Origin of the sequence: Propionivibrio sp. (genome assembly GCF_017995515.1) — a bacterium.
Taxonomy (GTDB): Bacteria; Pseudomonadota; Gammaproteobacteria; order Burkholderiales; family Rhodocyclaceae; genus Propionivibrio.
Map to the genome: position 1 here is coordinate 1 of NZ_JAGOIT010000174.1, position 3,645 is coordinate 3,645.

Below are 3,645 nucleotides of genomic sequence, written 5' to 3' on the forward strand. Positions count from 1 at the left end.
GGCGGTTGTTGTTCTCGCGGATGGCGATGAACTCCATTTCCGGGGTGATGATGCCCTGCCGCGCGTAGTGAATCTGGGTGACGTTCTTGCCGGGCTTGGCGCGCAAGGGCTTGCGGTGCAGGCCGGGAAAGCGCAACTCGTCGAGCGACTTTTCGGCGGCGCGCAGGCGGCCGAATTCGGACGAGAGATCCTTCAGTTCTTCGGTGTCGCCACGCTCGGCGATCCAGCCGGCGCGCAATGCCGGCAGGCCGTTGCGGATGTCGATCTTCGCGCTCGGATCGGAATACGGGCCGGAACAGTCGTAGACGAAGATCGGCGGGTTCTTCTCCCCACCAAAGGCCGTCGGCGTGTCGTCCTGCGTGATCTCGCGCATCGGCACGCGGATGTCCGGGCGGCTGCCCTCGACGTAGATCTTGCGCGAATTGGGCAAAGGCTGGATGGCGGCCTCGTCGACGTGGGCGTCGGAAGCGAGGAATTTTTCAGAAGCGTTCATTTGATTTCCTTGCGAAGTTAAACAGCCGGCGCGACGAGCGGACTCGTAACGTCGGACAACTTGATATGCAAGGGATGGCGCAGCGGGGGGGACGAAGGAATGCAGCGAGTGTGGCTGCGGCAGGACTCTTTCGCTTCCCTGCGACGGCATTACCCGTACAGGTTCAAAGGGTTTATCTCAGCTGTACCAGTTTCGGTACGGCACCCCTAACGAGAGCGGCCAAGTTAGCGGATTCGGCGGCTGATGGCAAGACGCAATCGCTCGCCGCGTGGCGGTATCATTGGCCTCCGCTTCGTCTTGCCAGCATCAGGAAATCCAGTCCATGAACACCGAAGAACTCAGCGCCTGCCTCACCTTCATCCGCGAAGCCGAGCGCCTGAAGAACGTCCATCGCAGCGCGTACACCTCAACCGGCAAGCAGGAAAGCACGGCCGAACACACCTGGCGCCTGTGCCTGCTCGGCATGGTCTTCGAGTCCGATTTTTCGGGCATCGACTTCGGCAAGCTGCTCAAGATCTGCGTCGTGCACGATCTGGGCGAGGCGATCAGCGGCGACATTCCGGCCGTCGAGCAGGTCAATGTGCCGAACAAGTCGGCGCTCGAACGCGCTGACCTCGTGACGCTGCTCTCGCATCTGCCGGAGCCGATTCACGCCCAGTTCCTCGCGCTGTGGGACGAGTACGAGAACGCCGCCAGCCCGGAGGCGCGGCTGGTGAAGGGGCTGGACAAGATCGAGACGATCATCCAGCACAACCAGGGCAAGAACCCGCCGGACTTCGACTACAGCTTCAACCTCACCTACGGGCAGAAGCAGATGGGCGCGCATCCCTTGTTCGAGCAGATCCGCACGATGATCGATGCGGACACGGCGCAGCGGCACCGCGAGTCGTCCTCTGGGGGGGCGCGCGATGCGTGAGATCGACATCGAGAGCTGGCCGCGCCGCGAGCACTACCGCTTCTTCATGCGCATGGACTACCCGCAGTACAACCTCTGCTTCGACGTTGACGTATCGAAGCTGGTCCCGTTCTGTCGGGAGCGCGGGCTGTCGTTCTACTATGCGCTGCTTTACTGCTCGACGCTCGCCGCCAACGCGGTCGAGGCCTTCCGCTACCGGGCACGCGGCGACAAGGTCGTGCTGCACGACGGCCTGCATCCGTCGTTTACCGACATGAGCAAGGACAGCGACCTGTTCCGCATCGTTACCGTCGAGATGCCGGAGACGCTCGAAGCGTTCGTCGAGCGCGCTGCAGCCCGGTCATCCGAACAGGTGCATCCTTTCGACTTCACCGGCTTCGAAGGGCGCGACGACCTGATCTACTACACCTCGATCCCGTGGGTCTCATTCACGCAGCTCAACCACACGATCACCCACGACCGCGAGGACTCGGTGCCGCGCCTGTCGTGGGGCAAGTACCGCGAGGAAGGCGGTTGCGTCGTCCTGCCGTACTCGGTGCAGGTGCATCACGCCTTCGTCGACGGCATCCACATCGCCCGCTTCAAGGACGCGCTCGAAGCAATGCTGAACGCGCTGTGACGGCGTTGCGCTACGCATTCCAGGAGCCCGATTTTTCGTGCGAGAGATCGTCTCCGGTTGTTCTTGGTAAGCGCGATGCGAAGCGAAATTTCGCACCGGCATCGCTAAAGATTTCGTCGTCTTTTCCGTGAATCGGTAGATGAGACAGAAAATGTTTGGCGGGAGACCAATCATGCGCTTCAAGTTCTCCACGGCATGGGTCGCGGCGGTTTTCCCGGCGCTGGTCTCGGCAGCGTGGCAGGGGGTGTTGAGCGAGCCGGGCAGGCAGGTCGAGATCGACCGGGAGACGATCGTCGTCGACGCCGCGGGCGGGGCCACCGCCGTCGGGCGTGTGGTGCTCGACCGGCCGATCGTCGATCCGAAGACCTCGGCGTCTTACCGCATCATCGAAGTGCAGGACTATTTCGACTGCGCCGGACGCACGCTGGCGACGCAGAAGCGCACCTACTACAAGGAAGAGGGCGAGGTGTTGCGTCAGGAAGAGGTGAAATCGCCTTTCGCCATGCCCGTGCGCTCGGGAACGCCGGATGAAAAGCTGTTCCGCGAAGCCTGTCGGCCGAAAGGCGAGAGCGGTGCCTCGGTGTCGGCGACCAGGACGGTCGAGAAGATCAACGAAATGACCGCCGACGTGCGCAAGGCGAACGACGAACTCGTAGCGAAGGCGGTTGAAAAGGATCTACAGAAGATCGTGGCAGCGAGTGCGACGAAGAAGGTGGCGACGGGTCCGGTCGTTGAAGACAGGCCGGCGACCAAGCCGCCGGCGACGCATCGTGCGGCGCCACGCATCGCTTCGCGTCCGTCATCCGCGTACGCCGCAGTACAACAGCACGCCGCGATCCACTGGGGCTACGAAGGCGCCGGCGCGCCGGAGAACTGGGTGCGCCTCAGCCCGGAGTACGCGCTCTGCGGCGCCGGCAAGCGCCAATCGCCGATCGACATCCGCGACGGCATCCGGGTCGATCTGGAGCCGATCCAGTTCGACTATCGGCCGGCGCGATTCAGAGTGATCGACAACGGGCACACGGTGCAGGTCACCCTGCCCGGCGGCAGCATCAGCCTTTTGGGCAAGAGCTACCAGCTGATCCAGTTCCACTTCCACCGCCCGTCGGAAGAAATGGTGGAAGGAAAGGCATTTGATATGGTCGTGCACATGGTGCATCGGGCGGACGACGGCAAGCTCGCGGTCGTCGCCGTCCTGCTCGAAAACGGCGCCGAGAACCCGTTTGTCCAGACCGTCTGGAACATCCTGCCGCTGGAGAAGAGCTCTGAGGTCGCGCCACCCGCGCTGACGCTCGACCCCACGCAACTTCTGCCCGAGAGCCGCAATTACTACACCTACATGGGCTCGCTGACGACACCGCCCTGTTCGGAAGACGTCCTCTGGCTGGTGCTCAAACAGCCACAGCAGATTTCGCCCGAACAGCAGGCGATTTTCGCGCGGCTTTATAGAAACAACGCCCGGCCGGTGCAACCGGGGTCCGGGCGTCTGATCAAGGAGTCGCGGTAGCGTCGCGGAGCCTTCGGCGGCACGGTTGGTCGTAGGAGCCCGGTTTTACCGGGCGAAAAGGCGTGCTTCTACGAAGAAAAGCCGTTATCGCGCAGAAAATCTGCACTCCT

Annotated in this window: 3 protein-coding genes, 1 pseudogene and 1 riboswitch; of the genes and pseudogenes, 3 read left to right on the forward strand and 1 reads right to left on the reverse strand. The window is 62.8% G+C overall.

Features of this window, described 5'->3' with window-relative positions; all coding sequences use genetic code 11:
• Positions 1–493: pseudogene (locus tag KBA32_RS16700) on the reverse strand (phosphomethylpyrimidine synthase ThiC); the annotation flags it as partial.
• A gap of 118 nt (positions 494–611) precedes the next feature.
• Positions 612–711: riboswitch (TPP riboswitch) on the reverse strand.
• Positions 712–815: 104 nt separating this feature from the next.
• On the opposite strand from KBA32_RS16700, the gene KBA32_RS16705 reads away from it, so the two are divergent.
• The 3 genes from KBA32_RS16705 to KBA32_RS16715 all read left to right on the forward strand — a co-directional run bounded on the left by KBA32_RS16705 (position 816) and on the right by KBA32_RS16715 (position 3,535).
• Positions 816–1,409, forward strand: a complete 594-nt coding sequence (locus tag KBA32_RS16705; RefSeq protein ID WP_294361384.1) for an HD family hydrolase — start codon at positions 816–818, stop codon at positions 1,407–1,409.
• Positions 1,402–2,028 (forward strand): chloramphenicol acetyltransferase, encoded by a 627-nt coding sequence (locus KBA32_RS16710; protein ID WP_294361385.1) that lies wholly within the window; start codon positions 1,402–1,404, stop codon positions 2,026–2,028. The genes KBA32_RS16705 and KBA32_RS16710 overlap by 8 nt, the downstream gene beginning before the upstream one ends.
• Positions 2,029–2,200: 172 nt before the next feature.
• Positions 2,201–3,535: a carbonic anhydrase gene (locus KBA32_RS16715; RefSeq protein ID WP_294361387.1), complete on the forward strand. Its 1,335-nt coding sequence runs from the start codon at positions 2,201–2,203 to the stop codon at positions 3,533–3,535.
• Positions 3,536–3,645: the final 110 nt, after the last annotated feature.